Origin of the sequence: Streptomyces sp. NRRL F-5126, from assembly GCF_000721265.1 — a bacterium.
Lineage (GTDB): Bacteria > Actinomycetota > Actinomycetes > Streptomycetales > Streptomycetaceae > Streptomyces.
The window spans coordinates 369,506-389,282 of record NZ_JOFZ01000008.1 but is presented as its reverse complement, the minus strand read 5'-3'; the positions used below and the strand labels follow the sequence as shown (position 1 = coordinate 389,282).

At 70.2% G+C, this 19,777-nt stretch carries 14 protein-coding genes, 4 tRNA genes, 1 other RNA gene and 1 pseudogene; 11 read left to right on the top strand and 9 right to left on the bottom strand.

Annotation, left to right across the window (positions count from 1 at the left end; genetic code table 11):
* The first annotated feature begins 407 nt into the window (after positions 1-407).
* The 4 genes from IH48_RS0119840 to IH48_RS0119825 all read left to right on the top strand — a co-directional run bounded on the left by IH48_RS0119840 (position 408) and on the right by IH48_RS0119825 (position 1,271).
* Positions 408-743 (top strand): Lsr2 family protein, encoded by a 336-nt coding sequence (locus tag IH48_RS0119840; protein WP_324604316.1) that lies wholly within the window; start codon positions 408-410, stop codon positions 741-743.
* A 130-nt stretch (positions 744-873) separates the two neighbouring features.
* Positions 874-945 (top strand) — tRNA-Gly (locus tag IH48_RS0119835).
* Between the two features lie 67 nt (positions 946-1,012).
* Positions 1,013-1,085: transfer RNA gene (locus IH48_RS0119830), tRNA-Gly, on the top strand.
* 113 nt (positions 1,086-1,198) lie between these two features.
* Positions 1,199-1,271 (top strand) — tRNA-Gly (locus tag IH48_RS0119825).
* A 79-nt stretch (positions 1,272-1,350) separates the two neighbouring features.
* On the opposite strand, the gene IH48_RS0119820 is transcribed toward IH48_RS0119825, so the two are convergent.
* The 6 genes from IH48_RS0119820 to ffs all read right to left on the bottom strand — a co-directional run bounded on the left by IH48_RS0119820 (position 1,351) and on the right by ffs (position 10,503).
* Positions 1,351-2,250, bottom strand: a complete 900-nt coding sequence (locus tag IH48_RS0119820) for a phosphoribosylaminoimidazolesuccinocarboxamide synthase (RefSeq protein ID WP_030906052.1) — start codon at positions 2,248-2,250, stop codon at positions 1,351-1,353.
* 259 nt (positions 2,251-2,509) lie between these two features.
* Positions 2,510-3,967 carry a N,N-dimethylformamidase beta subunit family domain-containing protein gene (locus tag IH48_RS0119815; protein ID WP_030906050.1) on the bottom strand — a complete coding sequence of 486 codons (1,458 nt, stop codon included), beginning with the start codon at positions 3,965-3,967 and terminating at the stop codon, positions 2,510-2,512.
* A gap of 330 nt (positions 3,968-4,297) precedes the next feature.
* A complete protein-coding gene (locus tag IH48_RS0119810; RefSeq protein ID WP_051840175.1) occupies positions 4,298-6,358 on the bottom strand; it encodes a hypothetical protein in 2,061 nt (686 codons plus the stop codon).
* Positions 6,359-6,669: 311 nt separating this feature from the next.
* Positions 6,670-7,920: a phosphoribosylamine--glycine ligase gene (purD, locus tag IH48_RS0119805; RefSeq protein ID WP_030906044.1), complete on the bottom strand. Its 1,251-nt coding sequence runs from the start codon at positions 7,918-7,920 to the stop codon at positions 6,670-6,672.
* 93 nt (positions 7,921-8,013) lie between these two features.
* Positions 8,014-10,383 (bottom strand): DNA polymerase III subunit gamma and tau, encoded by a 2,370-nt coding sequence (locus tag IH48_RS0119800; protein WP_030906041.1) that lies wholly within the window; start codon positions 10,381-10,383, stop codon positions 8,014-8,016.
* Positions 10,384-10,408: 25 nt separating this feature from the next.
* An RNA gene (ffs, locus tag IH48_RS35145) (signal recognition particle sRNA small type) lies at positions 10,409-10,503 on the bottom strand.
* 73 nt (positions 10,504-10,576) lie between these two features.
* On the opposite strand from ffs, the gene IH48_RS0119795 reads away from it, so the two are divergent.
* The 3 genes and pseudogenes from IH48_RS0119795 to IH48_RS33490 all read left to right on the top strand — a co-directional run bounded on the left by IH48_RS0119795 (position 10,577) and on the right by IH48_RS33490 (position 13,326).
* Positions 10,577-10,661 (top strand) — tRNA-Ser (locus tag IH48_RS0119795).
* A 1,450-nt stretch (positions 10,662-12,111) separates the two neighbouring features.
* On the top strand, positions 12,112-12,417 hold the full coding sequence (locus tag IH48_RS0119790; RefSeq protein WP_030906037.1) for a hypothetical protein: 306 nt from the start codon (positions 12,112-12,114) through the stop codon (positions 12,415-12,417).
* Between the two features lie 234 nt (positions 12,418-12,651).
* A pseudogene (locus IH48_RS33490) lies at positions 12,652-13,326 on the top strand (nucleotidyltransferase domain-containing protein).
* 25 nt (positions 13,327-13,351) lie between these two features.
* Here IH48_RS33490 and IH48_RS0119780 read toward each other — a convergent pair.
* The gene (locus tag IH48_RS0119780; RefSeq protein WP_030906033.1) at positions 13,352-13,762 is read right to left on the bottom strand and encodes an NUDIX hydrolase; all 411 of its coding nucleotides are present in this window, start codon (positions 13,760-13,762) and stop codon (positions 13,352-13,354) included.
* A gap of 233 nt (positions 13,763-13,995) precedes the next feature.
* Here IH48_RS0119780 and IH48_RS0119775 point away from each other — a divergent pair, with 233 nt between their 5' ends.
* Positions 13,996-14,868, top strand: coding sequence for a DUF1932 domain-containing protein (locus tag IH48_RS0119775; protein ID WP_267885319.1), 873 nt, complete (start codon positions 13,996-13,998; stop codon positions 14,866-14,868).
* Here the strand turns inward: IH48_RS0119775 and IH48_RS0119770 are convergent.
* On the bottom strand, positions 14,844-15,395 hold the full coding sequence (locus tag IH48_RS0119770) for a guanylate kinase (protein ID WP_030906027.1): 552 nt from the start codon (positions 15,393-15,395) through the stop codon (positions 14,844-14,846). The genes IH48_RS0119775 and IH48_RS0119770 overlap by 25 nt on opposite strands.
* On the bottom strand, positions 15,395-16,435 hold the full coding sequence (locus tag IH48_RS0119765) for an AAA family ATPase (RefSeq protein WP_030906024.1): 1,041 nt from the start codon (positions 16,433-16,435) through the stop codon (positions 15,395-15,397). Before IH48_RS0119765 ends, IH48_RS0119770 begins: the two co-directional genes overlap by 1 nt.
* A gap of 194 nt (positions 16,436-16,629) precedes the next feature.
* Between IH48_RS0119765 and IH48_RS0119760 the strand changes: the two genes are divergently transcribed.
* The 3 genes from IH48_RS0119760 to IH48_RS0119750 are packed head-to-tail and all read left to right on the top strand — an operon-like array spanning position 16,630 to position 19,776.
* Positions 16,630-17,307, top strand: a complete 678-nt coding sequence (locus IH48_RS0119760; RefSeq protein ID WP_030906021.1) for a class I SAM-dependent methyltransferase — start codon at positions 16,630-16,632, stop codon at positions 17,305-17,307.
* Positions 17,304-18,620 (top strand): N,N-dimethylformamidase beta subunit family domain-containing protein, encoded by a 1,317-nt coding sequence (locus tag IH48_RS0119755; protein WP_030906018.1) that lies wholly within the window; start codon positions 17,304-17,306, stop codon positions 18,618-18,620. The genes IH48_RS0119760 and IH48_RS0119755 overlap by 4 nt, the downstream gene beginning before the upstream one ends.
* A 13-nt stretch (positions 18,621-18,633) precedes the next feature.
* Positions 18,634-19,776 carry a glycosyltransferase family protein gene (locus tag IH48_RS0119750; protein WP_107059328.1) on the top strand — a complete coding sequence of 381 codons (1,143 nt, stop codon included), beginning with the start codon at positions 18,634-18,636 and terminating at the stop codon, positions 19,774-19,776.
* Position 19,777: the final 1 nt, after the last annotated feature.

Here is a 19,777-nt window from a genome sequence, read left to right as displayed (position 1 = left end):
GACCGCGTGCGCCCCGGGGGAGGCCCCGCGGTCCCTGGGGGTCCCCTCCGGCAGGGGATTCCCCCTGACAGGGAATCGCCCTCGGCCCCCCAAGCTCTCCTCAGCTCCCCTCAGCGTACCCGCACGGAGAATCTACGCGAGTAGATAACGCAGGTCACACATCACGTCCCGATATAGCGGCAGCGACGGGCACGGAAACCCACGAAAAAAGGACCCCCACCCATTGCCGCGGGACACGCTGAGGCAATTGACTGGGCTTCACAATGCGACGCCTTCCGCTGTACAAAGGAATACAGCGAAAAACAACTTCGTCCGAGACCAAGCAGAAGACCGGTATCAGCGCACGCCAGCCCCGCACAATCGCAGGCTGGGCGCGGGCGTGGTGCCGCAGGAAAGGACCGATAGCAGTGGCGCAGCGCGTAGTGGTCACTCTCTCCGACGACATGGACGGCGGAGAAGCGGCGGAAACGGTCGCCTTCGGTCTGGACGGGAAGTCGTACGAGATCGACCTGAATCCCGCCAATGCAAAGAAACTGCGCAAGGTGCTCGCGCCCTACATGGCGGCGGGACGCAAGCAGACAAATGCCTCGAAGCGCGGCAAGGCGCGCGGCTCCTACCGGCACACGTCCCTCGCGCCCGACCCGGCGGCGGTCCGCGCCTGGGCCCAGTCGCACAAGATGGACGTGCCTGCCAGGGGACGCATCCCCAAGCGCGTCTACGAGGCGTTCCGCGCGGCCGGTTGAGGCGCCGCCGCCGGCCCGGGGATCCGAGCCGGCGGCACACGACGACGATTTGCCATGCACCCCGGTTGATCGGCTAGAGTCTGGAGCACGCCGAGGGGCGAGGCCGAAAGGCCGAATCCTTCCGGAGCGTGCGGGTGTAGTTCAGTAGCAGAACGCCCCCTTTCCAAGGGGGAGGCACAGTGTGCGATTCCTGTCACCCGCTCCGCATCACCGCCCGAGCACTCTTGTGGATCAGGTAGAGTGATGAGCGCGTCGCCAGTTCGATGCGTGCGGACGTGGCTCAGTTGGTAGAGCATCACCTTGCCAAGGTGAGGGTCGCGAGTTCGAATCTCGTCGTCCGCTCAGTGATCAGAGGCCCCGGTCGGGAGACCGGGGCCTCTGGCGTATGTGGCCGCTGGGCCGGGTCACCCGCGCGGGAACGTTGGGTATAGTTGGGGACGCGCCGCAGGGCGCATGCGGACGTAGCTCAGTTGGTAGAGCGCAACCTTGCCAAGGTTGAGGTCGCGAGTTCGAGCCTCGTCGTCCGCTCGTCACAAGGCCCCTCCCGGTCGTCCGGGAGGGGCCTTCGCCGTCGCAGCCGGGGCCGGGGCCGCAGCCCCGGCCCGGATCAGCTCCAGCCGATGCCGGTGAGGCGCTCGTACGCCTCCACGTACTTGGCCCGTGTCGCCTCGACGACCTCCTTGGGCAGTTCGGGCGGCGGCAGCTGACCGTTGCGGTCCCAGCCGGACGTGGGTGACGTCAGCCAGTCGCGTACGTACTGCTTGTCGTACGACGGCTGCGCGTGGCCCGGCTCCCACTCCTCGGCCGGCCAGAAGCGCGACGAGTCCGAGGTGAGGACCTCGTCGGCGAGCACGAGCCGGTCGCCGTCGAAGCCGAACTCGAACTTGGTGTCCGCGAGGATGATGCCCCGGTCCCGTGCCACCTCCAACGCGCGCGCGTACACGTCGAGAGTCGTACGGCGCAGCAGCGCGGCCGTCTCGGCGCCCACGAGGCGGGCGACCTCCTCGTACGGCACGTTCTCGTCGTGGTCTCCGACCGCGGCCTTGGTCGCGGGCGTGAAGATCGCGCCCGGCAACTCGGAGCCGTCCACGAGCCCCTCGGGCAGCGCGAGGCCGCAGACCGTCCTGGTCTCGTTGTACTCGGCGAGCCCGGATCCGGTCAGGAACCCGCGGGCGACGCACTCGACCGGGATCATCTTCAGCGGCGTGCAGACGAGGGTGCGCCCCTCCCAGTCCGCGGGGGCGCCCGCGGGGAGGTCGGTCGAGATCACGTGGTTCGGGACGAGGTCGGTGAGGCGGCCGAACCACCAGAGCGACAGCTGGGTGAGGATCCTGCCCTTGTCGGGGATCTCCGTCGGCAGCACCCAGTCGTACACGGAGATGCGGTCGGTCGCGACCATCACGAGCTCGCCCGCCTCGTTGCGGTACAGGTCGCGCACCTTGCCCGTGTGCAGATGCGTCAGCCCCGGGACCTCGATCGGCTCGGGTTTCTCCACGAATCCGGCCATGTTCCGTCCGCTCCTTCTCCGCGATCCCTTGTTGCCCTGCCCCGGGTGATCTGCGCGATCACCCCCTCGATTCTCCCGCACGAACGGACGACGGCAGGTGCAGGGGTGCGGGAAACGGAACGGGAAGCGCCGGGCGCACGCGGGCCGGACCGGGCGAGGCGCGACCGGGCGAGACGGCGACCGGCCCGCACGGGGGCGCGGCAGGCGGCGGGCGCGGGCCGGGGATGCGGCGGGCGCGGGCCGGAAACGCGGCGGCGCGTCAGTCGCGCTTGCAGATGCGGTCGAGCAGGTTGGCCGTCGCCCGCTGGATGCGCGCGTCGACGTGCCCCGGCCTGTCGAGCGCCGGCGACCACGCGAACGTGCCCGAGGCGAAGACCAGCGCCCCCGACGGCGCCCGGTACAGCGACGTCTCCTGGTGGCGCGCCACCCCGTCGCAGTCCCGGTACGGGGAGTGCGCCAGCAGTATCCGGTCCTCGTGGTCGGGCAACGGCGCGCGCGGGAAGTAGCGGTCGGCCTCGCCGGCCACAAGACCGTCCAGGTGGTCGCCCTCGACGGCTCCCGTCGCCTCCCACAGCCAGTGCCCGGCGTTCCTGACGACGAGCGGATGCGGCTCCGGCACGCGGCCCGCGTACTGGATGCCGATGAGCTGCTGCTCCGGCTTGTCCAACTCACGCCAGAGCGACGGCTTTCCGGGGCCGTGCCGCTTGCGGCAGGTCAGCAGCCGGTCGGGGACGCCCGAGGCGGACGGGCCGAGCTCCACCTGCCAGTACATCGAGTTGGCGGAGAGGAACACGAGAGACGTGCCGCTGTCGCGGGCGCGTTCGGCCGTGCGCCGCATCGGCACCGACCAGTACTCGTCGTGGCCGGGGAAGACCAGGCCCCGGTAGCGCGTCGGGTCGACACGGCCCGCGTGCAGGTCACGCGTGTCGGCGTAGGCGAGGTCGTAGCCGTAGCGTTCCGCCCAGCGGATGAAGTCGTACGCGTGCCCCACGTGCAGCGGCAGGCCCGCGCCCGCGAAGGGACGGTCGAAGGACACGGTGACCGCGGCGTTCTCCTCGCCGAGCAGCCTGCCCTGCTCGTCCCACGCGTGGTAGAGGCTCGCGCCCGTCCTGCCGTCCTCCGGGTAGAGGTTGTACGCCTGCCACGTCAGGTCGGGCAGCAGGAGGAGCAGATCGGCGGCGCGGTCGTCGCGGACGGTGAAGGGCACGTGGGAGCGGTGGCCGTCCGCGGTCGTCAGGACCGCCACGTAGGCGCCGATGGACCAGTACGACGGCACCTGGAGCCGCCAGGACAGCCACCAGTGGTGGCACGAGACGGTGCGGTCGGCGGTCAGGGGCGCGGGCTGGACGATGCCGGAGAGGCGGGGGCTCGTGACGATCTTGCGGGCGCCCTCACCGCTGTAGTGGCCGATGCGGTAGACGTCGACCGAGAACTCCTGCGGCGGGTCGACCGTGACGTGGAAGTCCAGCGCCTCCCCCGGCGCTACGGCCCCGCCGGAGACGAAGCCCTTGATCTGGCGCCGCACGTCGTCCGCTGTGCGGGGGCCGCCGCGAGCGCGCCCAAGCTCCGGATCCGCGTACCAGGGCACGACGTTGCCCGTGTCGTCGAAGTAGTTCTCGCTGCCGCGGAGCCAGGGCAGGGGGCCCTGGCCGAAGGGGTCGGTGACCGCGTGTGCGAGTGCGCCCGACTCCCATCGCCGGATGTGATCCGCCCCCATCGTGCGCTCCTTCTCCGAGCCCCCTGGCTCGCGGTGCTGGGGACCGCGGGCGCTTCGGTGACGCGTCCTTTCGGGCGCCGGCTGTCAGCGCCGGTCCCCAGCACATCACATAACGCACGCGGCCCGTCACCGATCGTCGTTAATTGACGCGGGCGGACCGGGCAATTCCGCGGTGCGACGGGGGCTTTGTTGCCCCTTGGGGCGATTGGGGTGCCTGGGGCGACCAGACGGGGCCCGCGTGCGGTCCGCGGGAGCTCCGCGGCCGGGTGAAACCGCGGTGGCGCGTCATCGTGTCACCGCGCGTTCACCCATGGGGGGCCGGTCCTTCGCTCATACGAGCCTGACGGGTTTGTCCGGCCGTACGCCGAGTCCGGCCAGCCACGAACGCAGGGGCTGCGGGTCGCCGTCCTCCACGAGGCTGAGGACCGGCCCGCTGAGATCGGCGTGGCGCTCGCCCTTCATGAGGAGGGTGGGGCCGTCGAGCCAGTCGAGCCCCGGCAGCGCGCCTGCCGTGTCGACGGCCGAGCAGCAGACCATCGCCGTGACATGGTCGGCGAGGAGGTCGCGCCCGGTACGCGGGGGTTGCAGCGGTACGAGCGGCAGCGGATCGGTGGCTCGCGCGGATCGCGCGCCGGCGCCGGTCGCGCCGCCGTGCGTGGCGGCCGTGGCGGCGGCTGCCGTGGCGGCGGCTGCCGTGGCGGCGGCTGCGGCCTCGCGGGCCAGTTCGGAGCTGAGCCCGGCGGCGAGGGTGTCGGCCGCGCCGTCCCGCACGGTCGCGTCGACCGGCGCACGTCCAGGGACGGGGACGTCTGCCGCCGCGATGGCGGTGCCGACTTCCTCAAGGCCCCTGGGGACAACGGGGAGGGCGTCGTCCGACGGATCCCCGAACAGCGTGTCCGGCAGCGCTTCGGCCGGCGCCTCCGGGCCGTCCGGGGGCCGCACGCCCGAGGACCGTATGCGCGCGGACCGGCCACCCGCGGACCGGCCGCCCAGGGACTGACCGCCCGGGGACTGACCTCCGACGCGTTCCGCGGCGGAGCCGGAGGGGCATCCGTGGTCGAGGCCGTCGCCGCGAGCCCCGCTCCGCGCGCGGGGGGCGAGGCGCGACAGGTGGTCGAGCACGCGGTTGAGCGTCGGGCCCACCGGGTCGACGGGGCCGCCCGACGGCTGCCGTACCCCCATGTCGTCCAGGACGCGGTGCAGCCTGGCGGCCTCCGTACGCCACTTCCGGTCCACTACCTCTTCCGGATAGTGCTGCCAGTCGACCGGAGACCAGTCGGCGCCCGCCTCGGCCGGGCCGCCGTGGAAGAGGCGCGCGGCCAGCAGCGACGCCGCCTCGTCCATCGCGCCGGGCTCCTCAAGCAGGTCGCACGCGGGGCGCTCGCCGAGACGCGAGGCGAAGCCCTCGGCGAGCCTGTCGCGCCGGGACAGCTCCGTCAGGGCGGAGACGACGCCCGCGTCCAGCCGGTCGGGCCAGCGGCCCATGCGCCATGCGGGCAGCGCCACGCGCGTCAGGAGCCGGTCCCAGCCGGCGTAGGCGAGGCCCACCTGCTCCTGGGCGACGATCCGCAGTCCGTAATCCACAGCCTGTGCACGCTCGGAGGCCGCCGCCGCCACGCCGCGTTCCATCAGGGCCGCGTGCTCCCCGCAGCCGCGCAGCAGCAGGCGTGCGATCCGGCCTGCCGGAGCCAGCAGCCACCTGCGTACCGGCCCGAAATCGGCTCGGCCCGCCACGGCCACCGCCGCGTCGAGCCCCCGCACGAGCCTGCGGGCCGCCGCTATGTCGGGGTGCGCCGAGGGGCCCGTGCCCGCCACCACGGGCGCCAGCACGGCGCGCAGCTCGGCGATCCGCATCCACCAGAGGAACGGCGAGCCGATGACGAGGACCGGCGCCACCGGCCCGTCCGGGCGGCCCTCCGGCGCACCGGCGGCCGGCACGGAGCGCACGGCGTGGGCGGGGTGCGTACGGTCCTCGAGCCAGCTGTCGCAGTCCGGCGTCAGCGCTATCGCGGACGGCGGTGGCACGCCCATGCGCTCCGCCAGGTCCCCGACCAGCCGGTAAAGGCCGGGCGCCGACTTCTCTGCGACGGCCACGGTCGGGCTCAGGGCCGGCCTCGCCCGCGAGACGACGGCTGCGACGGCGGCCGCGAGCAGCAGGACGGCGACCGCGAGAGCGCTGACGGCCCACCGGACGACGTCCCAACCGGAGCCTGTCAGCCTGCCCGTAGCACCCGCGGCGAGCAGTACGACCGCGACGGCGGCGGGCAGCAGGGCCACGCCCAGTGCCCTGCCGCGCACACGCAGCACGGCGACCGCACGGGACCGGGCGAACCGGGCACCCGTCTCATCACCGGCGGCGGCACCGGGATCAATGGTGCTGGAAGTGGACATGGCCGGACTTCACCCCCTCTGCCCTGTGGCGATTGCTTACTCCCCCACTGTGGCATTCGCCACTGACATCGCAATGTCGGTGGGCCATGTGCCGGAATGCCTGCGCCGCACCATAGTTGGGGCGTCGTCGACCGTCACACAGTTGGCTCAGTCGTCACCCGATGGAATGGCTTTGGGTAAAGATGCTGGCGAAACGCCGACGGACGGTTCCGCGATACGCGCCTGGCGCGGCCGCGCGGATGTGCGGGGGCAGGCGCGCGGAAGCGAGGGGGTGGGGAGGTGCCGCTCCGTGCCTCGTCCTCGCCCCGTCCTCAGCCTTCGGCTGCCTGCCGCGCGATGTCGCTACGGTGCTGGGAACCGTCCAGCCTGATCCGTGCCACGGCCGCGTAGGCGCGTGCACGCGCCTGGGTGAGGTCCTCGCCCGTCGCCGTCACGGACAGCACCCGCCCTCCGGCGCTGACCACGCGTTCCCCGTCGAGCCGGGTCCCCGCGTGCAGGACGTAGGCGTGCGGCGCGTCCTGCGCGGCGATGTCCGCGAGGCCGTCGATCGGGTCGCCGGTGCGCGGCTTGCCCGGGTAGTTGTGCGAGGCGACGACGACCGTGACGGCGGCGTCGTCACGCCAGTTGAGCGGCGGCAGGGCGGCGAGCGTGCCTTCGGCCGCCGCGAGCAGGACACCTGCGAGCGGCGTCCTGAGCCTCGCCAGCACGACCTGCGTCTCGGGATCGCCGAAGCGTGCGTTGAACTCGATGACCCGCACGCCGCGGGACGTGATGGCGAGCCCCGCGTACAGCAGCCCGGCGAACGGCGTGCCGCGACGGCGCAGTTCGTCCACCGTCGGACGGAGCACGGACTCCATGACCTCGTCCACGAGCTTCGGGTCCGCCCAGGGCAGCGGCGAGTAGGCGCCCATGCCACCGGTGTTGGGGCCTTCGTCGCCGTCGAGGGCGCGCTTGAAGTCCTGTGCGGGCTGGAGCGGGACCACCGTCGTGCCGTCGGTGATCGCGAAGAGGGAGACCTCGGGGCCGTCGAGGAACTCCTCGATCACGACCCGCCCGCACGCGCGCGCGTGATCGCGCGCGGTGGTGGCGTCCTCCGTGACGACGACGCCCTTGCCCGCCGCGAGACCGTCGTCCTTGACCACGTACGGGGCGCCGAATGCGTCGAGCGCCCGGTCGATCTCGTCGGGCGTGGTGCAGACGTAGCTGCGCGCGGTCGGGACGTTGGCCGCGGCCATCACGTCCTTCGCGAACGCCTTCGAGCCCTCCAGCCTGGCGGCCTCGCCGCTGGGCCCGAAGCAGGGGATGCCCGCCTCGCGTACGGCGTCGGCGACGCCCGCCACCAGGGGGGCCTCGGGGCCGACGACGACGAGCCCCGCCCCCAGCTCGGCGGCCAGGCGGGCCACGGCACCGCCGTCGAGGGCGTCGACCTGGCGCAGCTCGGCCACCTCCGCGATCCCGGCGTTGCCGGGCGCGCAGTACAGGGCGCTGACGTCGGGGTCGAGGGAGAGAGCGCGGCACAGGGCGTGTTCGCGGGCACCGCCGCCGATGACAAGGACCTTCACGCGGGGCAGCCTATCCGGCCGGAGCACGCGGGCCTCGACCCGTCTCACGGCCGGCCGCCGCGCACCGGCGACCGCAGGCGTATGCCCTGTTCGTCATTGGTTGGTGTGCTCCTCCAGCACCGTCGCGCCGAGCTCGCGGACGATGAGGTCGTGGCCGGAGAGGGCGGAGTCGGCCAGATCCGGGTCGTCCTCCTCCGGAATGTCGTCCTCCAGCGCGACCGGCGGCCGGGCCGGCGGCACGGCCTGGGACCCGGCGCCGTTCGGGTCGCCGGACGACGGGCGCTGCGCTGACGAGGCGGTCGCCACGGCTCCGCCGGCCGGACGTGCCCCGCCGGGGGGCGCGTCCTGGCCCGAGCGCTGCGGGAAAGCCGCCGCGGCGCCGGCCGCGGTCGCGCCCTGCGCCGGGCCTGGCCCGGGACCCGGGCCAGGCCCGGACCCGTAGCCCCCGCCCGCACCGGGCCCGGCCGACCCCTGGCCGGGGCCGGGCGCTCCCCCGAAGCCGGAGCCGGAAGCCCCGCCGGGACCGCCAGTGCCGCCGGGACCGCCCGGACCGCCCGGCCCCGGACCGTATCCACCGGGAGCCGTCCCGCCTCCGCCGCCTCCGCCGTACCCGCTGGGCCCGCCGGGCCCCGTACCGCTGCCACCGCCGGCCGTCGGCGGGTTGGAGCCGCCGGACGGATCGACGATCGCCTCGATCTTCCACTGCACGTTGAACTGCTCGGACAGGGCCTGCCTCAGCACGTCCTCGCTGCCGCTGCTCACGAAGTTGTCGCGTGCCCCGGCGTTGAGGAAGCCGACCTGGAGGGTGGTGCCGTCGAACCCGGTCACCTGCGCGTTCTGGCTGAGGAGGATCCAGGTGAAGCGCCGGCGGTTCTTGACCGCCTCCAGGATGTCCGGCCACATGTTCCGCACCTGCCCCGCGCCCGCCGCGGGGTTGGCCTGCTCACCACCGGAGGACGGCGCGGACGGGCGGCCCGGCGCGGAGCCACCACCGGGCGCGCCACCACCGCGTGTGACGCCGCCTCCCCCGCCCGCCGTGGGCCAGCCCCCGGGCCTGCGCGCACCTCCGCCGTCCCCGGCGGGCGGGGCGGCCTGCGGCTGCGACGGCGGGGACTCGGGCGCGGGAGCGGGCTGACCGGGCTGACCGGGCTGAGGCTGACGTTGCCCCAATGGCTCAGGCGCATGCGGCTGGGTCGTCTCCGGTACGTACTCGGCGGCGACCGCTCCAGGCCCCTCGGGTCCTGACGGCCCGGACGACCGGGGCGGCGGGGTGTAATCGGCGGCCGCCATGGCCGTCCCGGCGGCCATGCCCCGCTCCAGGCGCTCGAGACGCGTACGCACCGACCGCTCGTCGTCGAAGGCCGCGGGCAGCAGCACGCGCGCGCAGATCAACTCCAACTGCAGCCGCGGCGAGGTGGCGCCGCGCATCTCCGTCAATCCCGTATTGACGAGATCGGCGGCCCGCGACAGCTCCGCGGCCCCGAAGACGGACGCCTGCGCCTGCATGCGCTCGACCAGATCCGCGGGCGCGTCGATGAGCCCCTTCTCGAGCGCATCGGGAACGGCGGCGAGGATCACCAGGTCACGCAGGCGCTCCAGGAGGTCGGCGACGAAGCGGCGGGGGTCGTTGCCCCCCTCGATGACCCGGTCGACGACCTCGAAGGCCGCACCGCCGTCACCGGCCGCGAACGCGTCCACGACCGAGTCCAGCAGGGAGCCGTCCGTATAACCGAGGAGGCCGGTGGCCATGGTGTACGTCACACCGTCCTCGGCGGCCCCGGCGAGCAACTGGTCCATCACGGACATGGAGTCGCGGACGGACCCGGCGCCGGCACGCACGACGAGCGGCAGCACCCCGTCGGCGACCGGGATCCCCTCGCGCCCGCACACGTCCGCCAGGTACTCGCGCAGGGTCCCGGGCGGCACGAGCCGGAAGGGGTAGTGATGGGTACGCGACCGGATCGTCCCGATGACCTTCTCGGGCTCCGTCGTGGCGAAGATGAACTTCAGGTGCTCGGGCGGCTCCTCGACGACCTTCAGCAGGGCGTTGAACCCCGCCGAGGTGACCATGTGCGCCTCGTCGATGATGTAGATCTTGTAGCGGCTGCCTGCCGGGCCGAAGAACGCCTTTTCCCGCAGGTCACGGGCATCGTCCACGCCACCGTGCGAAGCGGCGTCGATCTCGATGACGTCGATGGACCCAGGGCCGTTGCGGGCGAGGTCGCGGCAGGACTGGCACTCACCGCAGGGCGTCGGCGTGGGCCCCTGCACACAGTTGAGACAGCGCGCGAGGATCCGCGCGCTGGTCGTCTTGCCACATCCGCGCGGGCCGCTGAACAGGTACGCATGGTTGACGCGGTTGTTCCGCAGGGCCTGCTGGAGGGGGTCGGTCACGTGCTCCTGCCCGATGACCTCGGCGAAGGTCTCGGGACGATAGCGGCGGTACAGCGCAAGCGAGGACACGCCTACGACGATATCCGCCACCTACGACAACGCCCCCCACGCACCCGCCAGAGCCGACCTACCCTTGCTGCCTTCCGGCCCTGGGGGAGTTCAGTCAGATAGCGCCACGTGAGGGGCTCCGCACACAGTACCTGATCGGAGGCACTCCCAACGAGTTCGCGAGCACTCCCCGCGGTCTTGTATGGTTCTCAGCGGAGGATTCGCCTAGAGGCCTAGGGCGCACGCTTGGAAAGCGTGTTGGGGGCAACCCCTCACGAGTTCGAATCTCGTATCCTCCGCTCATGCTCTCACCGGGCATAACGTCGATGGCCCCCGCTGCTCGCAGCGGGGGCCATCGACGTTGAGGGTTGCAGTTCTCCTTCCCGCACGAACAAGAGCGGTCCCGATCCGGCAGCCAGAGGCTTCGAGGGCGCCGTCCTTGCCTGCCCGCAGCCGGGGACACGGGACTGCCGCACGGTGTGGGGCAGGTCAGGCTGGCGTGTGCGACCGCGCTGGATGGTGAGCGGGCTGTGTGGCACGCAGCGGGCCGCCTCTCGTTCGCATCGGAGCGGGAGATCTGGTCGCTGAAGAGGACGTCGCCACCGGGGTTGTCTAGCACGGCCGTCAGCGCCCGCTCGTCCTCCCGGCCCGGCGCACAGTGGGGGCGGCCAGCCTCCTGCACCACGACGGCCGCGTGGGCGCGCTTGCACCGCAGCCGCAGCGGCCGCGTCCGCCAGCGCGCGCCGACATCCTGAGGGCGTCGGCCCACGCGAGGACGACCGTGGCGAGTGCGCCGTCTTCGCGAGCACGTGCGGTCAGGATCGAGCTCCTGCGTGCATGCGGATTACGGACCTGCCAGATGCCGTGATCCGGTCAGTCTCCCGTGGGTGTAGGCGCGGATGTCAATGGCCGACGTGCCGGGCCAGGCGAGCGCTATTCCGGCCACCCCCCCGGGATTCGTGTGAGCAATCGCAACGGTACGGGCTGCGTTCCTGGGTGAGTCGGGCACGACGCCCTTGCGGGCAACAGGCGGTAGCAGTGACCTTCGAGGCGCTGATGGGGCAGCCACTCCAGGAGATACGGCGGGCACGGGAGTGGGCACGATTCCTTCGCGGCCCTCCCAGAGTGCGGTGCCGCACACGGAGACGCGGGACGGAGGCGGCATTCTGGGTGCACATCCTGCCAGCGTGGTGGCACCGGTCAGCAGAGCTCATTGGGGCCGTAGCTGGCCCACGTCTCGTGGAAAGCCCCTGTGCTGCTTGGGGGCTGCTGGTGATCGCAAGAATGGTGTCCGCTGCACAGTTTTCCATGTTCACGGGGTAGTAAGACGGAAGCCCCGGAATGTAGTTGCCGGTTGAGACGCCGCCGCTGCTGCGGACTCCTCCAGCTTCCGTGATCGGCTCAGTGCCGAACTTGTTGAGTGCCGTGTAGTTGCAGCTGAAGGTGGGCATTGCTCCGGGCGTTCCAGGATGAGGATCTACCCGTCGTCCGCGCCGCCCTCGCCCACTACGACGCCGCGCCCCGGCCCCCCTGGGACGGGGAGGCACCGTCCGCGTTCGCCGTGCATCCGAGCTGGGCGGCCGATGCCGACGTACCCCGCGCACCGGACGATGACCCGCCGACGGCTCGCAACTTCCCGGACGGAGCGAGCAGATGGACGGGGTTGCGACGCTAACCCCCGCCTGCTGCATGGTCGGCGCGGCCCGTCACCACGGCGGGCCGTACCCGCCTCGCAGGAGTGATGCCGCCGTGTCCGCGCTCTTCGACAAGTTCCTGATTCCGACTGCAGTCGGTCTGGTCGTCACCGGTCTCGCCGCCGCAGCCGGCTGGCTGTACCGGCGTCGCCGGACCACCCCGGCGCCTCCGCGCGTGCTGCGCCGCTTCAGCCTGCTGGGCACTACCGGCGCCGACGGCACTCCCCTGTACTACGAGACCACCCGGGCCCCCGGCAGCGTCGTCATCCGCCGGGTCGGCAGCCTGTCTCAACGCTTCGAGCTGACCGATGCCGCGCTCGGCGACGGCACGTACGCCGCCGAACCTCTCGACCACCTGTAGGACGACCACAGCACGGAGTGTGTGTGACCGCAAGCGCCCTCGGGCAGGGCCGCCCACCAGCACTTTCACCGCACGCAATCAGGTTCATAACCACAGCTCGCCGAAGCAGCTGCGTTCGCTGTCAAACGGCTGGGATGAATGACAGCGGGACAATCGCGATACGGAGCGCGAGGCAACGCGGTCATGCCCGGAAACCGCGGTGCGCGTGGGTGGGACGGTGCTGATAGTTGCCTCATGGATGCGATCGAGGCCGCACACGCCGTCGTAGTCAACGGAGCGCCGGCTCCGTACCGGGCAAGTCTGCGGTACGCCGAGCGGCCGGTGGAGTGGCCGGTGGACATGTTCGTGCACACCGACGCGACATGGCACGCCTACGTCGAACGGGAAGTGCGCACACTCCGGTCACCGCTTCTGTGGATGTGTGCCGACGGGTTGCTTCTCTTCGACACCGATGGGCTCGGCGCGCGCATCGCCGCCGAGGCCCTGAGGCTGACCACCGCAGGACCACCCCCGTTGTCGGCGTAAGAGACCGACGACCAGCGCTACGCGATCACGGGCCTCCTGGACGATCTCGCCGGAAGCAACGACCGGAGCGAACGGCTCTTCATCGCCATCGAACTGGTCCGGCGGACCGGTGAGCTGGCGCTGGCCATAGGAGGTTCTTGGGGCGGCAGCGGAAAGTGGCTGGCACGTCGTCTCGAGACGACCTCGCCAGGGCTCAGCACACGCCTCCACCACGGGCTGCACGAGCCTCTGGACGGGAGAGTGAAGCCGCTTGTGGCAGTTCTTGACGAAGGGCTGACGCAGGCCGACGGCCTGTTGTGGGTCGCACCGCGGACAGGACGACCATTGAGCTTGACCGACTCGGCCTGTGTCCGCAGTCGTGCACCCGGTCGACAGCGAGCCTGAGGCTGCCCTCCGCGGGCGCTGCCTTTCAACAGGAGAGGACCGCGTCGAGGTACGCCTGCACAGGCTCGAACAGCCCGTGGGGCACGTAGTGCGAGATCTCGTCATGCGTCAGCCACGCAAGATCGGCCACTTCCTCGGGGGCGGCGATACAGGCAGTGCCGCCGAGTACCTCGCAGGCGAAGTACGACATTCGCCGACCCGTCTCTGGGTGGACCCGCTCACCGAGTCGCTCCACAGCCGCCACGGCCAGACCGGTCTCCTCCCGCGCCTCACGCACGGCGGCCACATCGCGAGTCTCACCAGGCTCGACCTTGCCGGCCGGGAACTGCCAGGAGAGCGAGCCCTCCCTGACACGACGACGCACCATCAGCACACGTCCCGTGTGCACGATGACGGCCGCAGCTACGCCCGGCTGCTTCTCCGTAATCTCCGGCAAGGTTCTCCCTCCAGGTTCGGTCCGCTTGGCGGGAGCAACGCCCTGGCCTCCTCGGCGCAGCGCACTCCCACGGCAGCGTGACGCCCTCGTCCGGCACGCATACGTAGCCGTACAGTCGCCGCGGGAGAGCCTGCCTGCTCGGCTCGGCTCGCCGCACCCGATCATTGCGTACCCGACGCGGCAGCCGCCATTGCGCTGCCGCAGGCCGATAACTGTTCAAGGAGCGTGACTGCGTGAAGTCCGGCATCGCCGCGGTGGGGCTACTGCATCCGGGCAGCATGGGCGCGGCTATCGCAGCACAGCTCCGAGCCCAAGGCATGACCGTCCTCTGGTGTCCGGTCGGCCGCGGTGACGCCTCCCGGCTACGTGCGGAACACGCGGGCATGGAGGCAGTTGACGATCTCGGGCAGCTCCTTCAGAGAGCCAACCTGCTCATCTCGTTGTGCCCGCCGGCAGCTGCCGAGGAGGTCGCAGCAGAGGTGGCCGAGCACGGATTCCGGGACGGGACCTATGTCGAGGCGAACGCAATTACTCCGCAGAGGGTCCGAGCTGTCGCCGCCCGCCTGCCTGATGCAGCCGTTGTCGACGGTTCTGTTGTCGGTTCCCCTCCGGTAGGGGGAAAGCAGCCGATGCTTTACCTTTCAGGCCCCCCGCGGCACGTCACGCTCGTAGCCGATCTCTTCGAGGGAACGGATGTGCGAACACGTCCTCTGGGAACCGAGATCGGGCAGGCGTCCGCGCTGAAGCTCGCCTACTCCAGCTATCAGAAGGCGTCCCGTGTCCTGGCCGCCGTGGCATACGGGCTAGCCGACGCGAACGGCGTCGCGGACGAGCTCGTGCAGATCGCTTCCAAGCGCTCCGGTAGCTATCTGACGGAGACGGACTACATTCCCAAGACTGCGGCTCGGGCCTGGCGGTGGGCGCCCGAGCTGGCAGACGTCGCGGACCTGCTCGCCGAGTCGGGCCTGCCGGACGACTTCATGCGACAGATCGCCGCTGCCCTTCACCGCTGGGACGAGGTCCACGACAGGTCCGTCACCGTCTCCCGTGCTCTCGAACTGCTGAGTTCAGCGGAAGCTCGTCACACGGACTCGCGCACCAGTTGATCAATGAGGACTGCCGCCTCTCCAGGCGAGGAGGCTTCGGTGTCCACACGGAGATCCCAGGCAGAGCGGTCGTTGGTGGCGAGGTCCTGCTCCGTTGCGTCCCATGCCGCGATCCGGGCCTCTGTATCGCGATCGCCCCGGCTCTTCGAGCGGGCGGCTGTGGCCTCTCGGGAGCACCACAGCAGCACTGTCGACCAGGCAGCGGGGTATTTGGTGGCCACCGCCTCTACGCCCGCAACCTGGCCAAGATGGAGAATGGGGACGCACCCACCCCCCATGGCCAGCGCGAGACCGGGGCGGTCGACCACGTATGTGTTTCCATATCGGTCGTTGCGGTAGATGAGGTCGCCGCACCCTTCCAGCTCCGCCAGCTGATCCGAGGTTCCCATCCGGTAACCCGCAGACTTGCCGCTGCCGATTTTGAGTCGGCTGAAGAGGACATAGCGCGAGTCGAGTTCGGCAAGAGCCACCGTCAGAGTGTCCTTGCCGGCGGCAGGCGGCCCGTACAGCAGGATTCCCTGGTTCATCAGAACACGGTTCCCAACACCTGTCGTACCTGATCGGTAAGGGATATCGCCGCGCCGAGGCTGTTGTCCACCACCATGTGGTCGACGACAGGGCACAGTTCGACGTCGACGGTTTTGACGTACTCATCCCAGTGCTGAAGCTTCCAGCTGTCACGGGCGGCGGACCGGAAGCTGATGTACTCGCGCATCGTTTCCACATCGCACTTGATCCAGACTATGGAGACGCTGACGCCTCGTGCTTCGCACCTGTTGGTCAGCCGCTGGATCCAGCGGGCATCCATCACTTCCGAGATGAACGGCGCTGTCAGCACCGTGCTGATGGAGCAGTCGATGTTGGCGTAGGCGCTCTCAAGCAGGCACTGGTACTCGAGGGGCCGCACCTGCCCGCGGTAGAGCTCGGAGTGCCGGTCGTTGGGCTCGCTGCCCATCTCCACCAGGAGTCGCTCGACCAGGGGACGCGTGATGGGGTCCTTGTCGAGGACGGGCCATCCCGTGAGCTGGGAGATGAATCGGGAGAACTCCGACTTCCCGCTGCCTGCGAAGCCGCCGACGATGAGCAGCGACGGGCGATGAGGATCTCCTCCCGTGTGCCGACGTTTCCACGCGTCGATGATCCGCTGCTGCACGTCGAGATCGCCACCACAGGCATCCGTTCCTGGTGTGATCTGGGAGAGCGCCCGCTCGACGGCCAGAACATGGGCCCCGTTGCGGGACTCGTCCGACGGCGTGAGGTCCAGGTGCGTGACCTCGTCGGGCAGAGGGTGGCGAAATCCGAGCTCGGGCTCGGTGCCGCGGTACAGGAGGCAGTACGCGCGCCGGTAGTGCGGACCCGGGTAGACCTCACCCTGCTCGTGCTGCCACAGGGTCTGGAAGTTGGCTGCGGGCACCGTGACAACGGCCCGTGCGGCCACTTCGCGCAAACGCTCGCCGGCACGCTCAAGGGTTAATCCGTGTGCCTCGCGGACCTCACGGAGCTTGTCCGGGCGCCATCCCGCACGGCTCCTTGACACGTCAGTTACCGCCTGCCCATCGGTCGACATGATCGGGACTGTAAGTGTGCCCCGTGCGAAGCCATGTGTAAGCAGATGTTGAAAAGTGGGCGCGCTCGCCGATGAACGGCCTCAGTAGCCCGCCGTGATACACGGATGACCCACGTCACGGTGTCATGGACCTTGTCAGCCCGCCGAGTTCTCAACTGGCGGCCGAACGCTACTGGTTCACGAAGGAGCTGAGGATGCTCGACATCGGAGAGCAGCACGGCGCATCAGCTGAATGGTCCAAGCGGCAGATCGCCTACTACCGCGCAAGGGCTGATGAGTACGACACCGCTTACGCGGATCGTATGGGGATGCCCCAGCTCTCGCACGTGCTCGATCGGCTGCCCATCAGCGGAGACGTCCTGGAGCTGGCGTGCGGCACAGGCCAGTGGACTCACCTTCTCTCCGGGCGCGCCCGCAGCCTGACCGCGGTAGATGCCGCGCCCGAGATGCTGGCCATCGCGCGACGCCGCCTGGAGGGTTCGACCACTCGCTTCATCGAGGCGGACATCTTCAGCCAGGTCCCTGATCGCCGGTACGACACCGTGTTCTTCGCCTTCTGGCTCAGCCATGTACCGCCCAGGTACCTGGAACGCTTCTGGGAGGCCCTGCGGAAGGCTTTGAAGCCCGGTGGCTGCGTGGTCTTCCTCGACGACTCCCGCGCGAAGGCGGAGATCGAGGAGACGGAAGAGGGACGCGCGGTTCCGACGGTGCGCCGGAGGCTCTCCGACGGGAGTCAGTACCTGACCGTCAAGGTGCTCTATGACGCCCATGGACTCACGAAGCGGCTGAACGCCCTGAGCTGGGAGTCACACGTCGAGCAGGTCGATCGCTACCACTACATCGGAGTAGCGCGACCGCAGGCCCGCTCATGACCGGCATCAGCGGATACCCGGCATCTCCCTCGGTCCGCGCAGGCCGCAGCATCCGACTTCACATCGCCACCTCCGCGGACCGCTTCCGGCTCGACTTCTACCGCTGGGGCTCGACGCCCAAACACACGGGGCACGTCGAGTGGACCGGACAGGACGCGGTGCCCGGACGGCACGATCAGGACTGGCAGTGGCCGGCCTACGACTTCCTCGTACCGCGACGCTGGCGGTCCGGCGTCTACATCGGGGTCCTCAGCACGGGGGCCTGCCCGAGCCGGCCTGCCATGGACGCCCGCGAGGCCCGATTCCTTCTGGTCGTCACGCCCTCCGTTCCCTCGGGCCACAAGGTCCTCTACAAAGTCCCGGTTTCCACCTACCACGCATACAACACAGCGGGTGGCGGAAGCCTCTACAGCGCCTCCCGGGTGACACTGCGCCGGCCCGGAGGCGGTGTCGGTGGCCCCGTCAAGGGCCTGCCCGATCCGTACGACACCACGTCGCCTCGCCAGACGTTTGCACACTGGGATGCCCCCTTCATCTCGTGGATGGAGGAGAACGGAGTCCAGGGCGACTTCTGCACCGACCTCGACCTCGACGAAGGCGAGCTCCTTCGCGACGGATACCGCCTCCTAATCTCCGCCGGGCACGACGAGTACTGGACCGCCCAGTCCCGCCGCAACGTCACGGCGTTCCGCGACACAGGCGGCAACATCGCCAACTTCGGTGCCAACAGCTGCTGGTGGCGAGTGAGCCTCGACGAGAATCGGTCGACCCTGGAGTGCGAGAAGTTCCCTCCCAATGCCCCTGCCGAAACGGATCCGGACAGCTCGTACGACTGCCCTGACCACTGGTGGGAGTCGGAGCCCGAGAACACCCTCCTGGGCGTGAGCTACCGGAACGGCGGCGGTCACTGGGAAGGCTCGCGCACGCCCCTCGGATTCTCCGTCACCGACGCTGACCACTGGGTGTTCTCCGGAACGGGCCTCAAGACCGGTGACACGTTCGGCCACGACAGCGCGCTCGTCGGCTACGAATGCGACGGCGCCGCGTACGAGGTCGACGGGCAGAGACGCCCGCGACCCACCGGCCAGGACGGAACGCCCAAGAACTTCGAGATCCTCGGCATCGCCCCGCTGCCCTCCGACTGGATCTTCGCAGCCAGGGAGCCGTTGCCCAGCCCCCGCGCGGCCACCCTCGGGCTCTACACGGCGACCGGCACCGTCTTCACCGCCGCCACCACGGACTGGGCCCGCCTACTCGCCACCGACCCCCAGGTCGCGGCCATCACCCACAACGTCATCACCAGACTCGCCTGACTAAGGGATCGTCGTGTCCACACTCACAAGGCCGCTCAACGTGATCATCGGCGTCAACGGCATCGGCATGGGGCATTCCGTCAGGCAGAGCGTGATCGCCGAGTACCTGCGCGATCGCGGGCACCAGGTGCGGATCGTCACCAACGGGAGCACGCGAGTGGAGTACTTCCGCAACCTCGGCTTCCCCGCTTGGAACGGTTGGATGCCGACGCTCCTTGCCCGAGACGACCACATCCACGCGGTCGATGCCTTACGCACCAACATCCGGCAGACTCCGGCCGGCATCAGCCGGCATCTGCACTTGCGCCGGATGATCCGAGCGACCGGCATCCCGGACGTATTCATCACGGACTACGAGCCCAACACGCCCCGCCTGGCATACCACTTCGGTAGGCCCCTCATCTCGGTCGACCAGCAGAGCAAATACCGGCACCTCGACCTACCGCCGGTCGGCCGGTACGCCCGCACCGCCGACGAGCAGCGTCTGCGCTACTTCGCACCTCGCGCCGACCGGTCCTTCATCTGCTCCTACGTGCCTCTGACGGCCGATGATCAGAGGCTGGAGTTCATCGCCCCCGTCGTCCCGGACTTCGTGCGCTCCGCCCGGGTCACAACCGAGCCGGTGTCCACGGCCTACTTCTCGCGGTACTTCAACCACGGCCCTGAAGAGTCCGTCCGCACCCTCGCCGACGTCTTCCGTCAGTACATCCCCGACCGGACCCTGCGGATCTACGCACACGCCGACGAGATCGAATCCCTTCGCCCGTACGCTGACGACAAGATCGAGATACGCCCCTTCGACCGCCAGGCGTTCATCTCCGACCTGGCACGCTCCGAGGCCGTCTTCTCGAACGCCGGCTTCAACCTCATCAGCGAAGCGCTCGTCCTCGGAAAACCGGCCCACCTGGTGCCCTTGCCGACGTACGACCAGCACTGGTGCGCCAAGGTGGTCCACGAGGCAGAACTCGGCACCACCGCCCCACGGATCGATCCCGGAGCAGTACTCGACTTCCTCAACCGCACCCAGGAGATCCGCGCCAACGTCGAACGGCATCGGGGCCAGCACCTCAGCCAAGACCCCCGAAAGCGAATCGCCTCCTACCTGGAGACCACGCCCGCGGCTGTTGGCCGACTCCCCTACTCGCCGGCCCGGTAGA

Bases quoted from the DNA above. Each gene is read 5' to 3' on its own strand.
- IH48_RS0119760 (WP_030906021.1), top strand. From the start codon at position 16,630: ATGCTCGACATCGGAGAGCAGCACGGCGCATCAGCTGAATGGTCCAAG.
- IH48_RS0119770 (WP_030906027.1), bottom strand. From the start codon at position 15,395: ATGAACCAGGGAATCCTGCTGTACGGGCCGCCTGCCGCCGGCAAGGAC.
- IH48_RS0119810 (WP_051840175.1), bottom strand. From the start codon at position 6,358: ATGTCCACTTCCAGCACCATTGATCCCGGTGCCGCCGCCGGTGATGAG.
- IH48_RS0119815 (WP_030906050.1), bottom strand. From the start codon at position 3,967: ATGGGGGCGGATCACATCCGGCGATGGGAGTCGGGCGCACTCGCACAC.
- IH48_RS0119755 (WP_030906018.1), top strand. From the start codon at position 17,304: ATGACCGGCATCAGCGGATACCCGGCATCTCCCTCGGTCCGCGCAGGC.
- IH48_RS0119765 (WP_030906024.1), bottom strand. From the start codon at position 16,435: ATGTCGACCGATGGGCAGGCGGTAACTGACGTGTCAAGGAGCCGTGCG.
- IH48_RS0119820 (WP_030906052.1), bottom strand. From the start codon at position 2,250: ATGGCCGGATTCGTGGAGAAACCCGAGCCGATCGAGGTCCCGGGGCTG.